2 protein-coding genes are annotated in these 1175 nt (G+C 33.0%); both read left to right on the forward strand.

Annotated features, from left to right (window positions below; translation table 11 throughout):
* The first annotated feature begins 49 nt into the window (after positions 1 to 49).
* Positions 50 to 505, forward strand: coding sequence for a helix-turn-helix domain-containing protein (locus tag HHU12_RS33995; RefSeq protein ID WP_169661160.1), 456 nt, complete (start codon positions 50 to 52; stop codon positions 503 to 505).
* On the forward strand, positions 502 to 1164 hold the full coding sequence (locus HHU12_RS34000) for an IS630 family transposase (RefSeq protein WP_317170698.1): 663 nt from the start codon (positions 502 to 504) through the stop codon (positions 1162 to 1164). Before HHU12_RS33995 ends, HHU12_RS34000 begins: the two co-directional genes overlap by 4 nt.
* Positions 1165 to 1175 lie beyond the last annotated feature (11 nt).

The following is a 1175-nucleotide window of genomic DNA, read 5'->3' on the forward strand; positions in this document are numbered from 1 at the left end:
TACATTGTAAACTAAATTATCGTAAATTATAGGTCTAAATTTTATAGAGATGAAAAAAGACCATATTCAACTAAGTGAAGAAGAAAAAAATCACATCAAAGAATTACTTTCTAAAGGTGATATAAAATCAAGAGTAAGTCTTCGTTTGACTTCTTTACTGTTGCTCAATGAGCATAAGACATATAAGGAAGTAGCTTCTATTTTACAGGTAAGATTGGCCACTGTTTCTGATTGGAAAAAGAAGTATAAGTTAGAAGGTTTGACTTCTTTACTAGGAGAAAAACCTCGCAGTGGCCGTCCTCTAGCAATAACTGGTGAAAATAAAGCAAAAATTACAGCATTAGCTTGCAGTACACCCCCTGAAGGTTATTCGAAATGGACCTTAAGAATGCTAGCTGATAGGGTTGTAGAATTAGGTTATGTAGATGAAATCTCTCATACACATGTTCAAGAGATATTGAAAAAAACGAACTTAAGCCTCACCTCAAAAGACAATGGTGTATAAGTAAAATAACAGGAGACTTCATTGCAAGGATGGAACAGGTTTTATGGTTATATAACCTACCTTATGACCCGAAATATCCTGTAATATGTTTTGATGAACGACCTTGCTTCTTGATTGGAGATAAAGTAGAGCCTATTCCCATGCGAAAAGGAAAAGTAAAGAAGGAACATTATAGTTATGAAAAACATGGTTCGTGTGTATTATTAATGGCAATAGAGCCTTTAACAGGAAAGCGATTTGGTAAAGTCTATAAGCAAAGGAGAAAACAGGAATATGCAGACTTTATGTTTGAGTTAAGCCTCTTGTATACTGATGCTCATCGAATAAGATTAGTACAGGACAACTTAAATACACATAATAATAGCTCTTTTTACCAAAATATGGAACCGGAAAAAGCTTTCGGTCTCACTCAAAAATTTGAATTTTATTTCACACCAAAATCAGCCAGCTGGCTTAACATGGTAGAAATTGAATTTTCAGCATTATCAAAACAATGTTTATCTGATAGAATACCATCTCAGGAAGAATTAGAAAAAAGAGTGATGGCAGTAATCAAAGATCGTGATGACAAAAAAGTTAAATTCAAGTGGCAGTTCACTAAAGAAAATGCTAGAGATATTATGCATAAAAGTTACACTCAAATATTAACGAAAACTTAGTTTACAATGTA

Source organism: Flammeovirga aprica JL-4, from assembly GCF_012844305.1.
Lineage (GTDB): Bacteria > Bacteroidota > Bacteroidia > Cytophagales > Flammeovirgaceae > Flammeovirga > Flammeovirga aprica.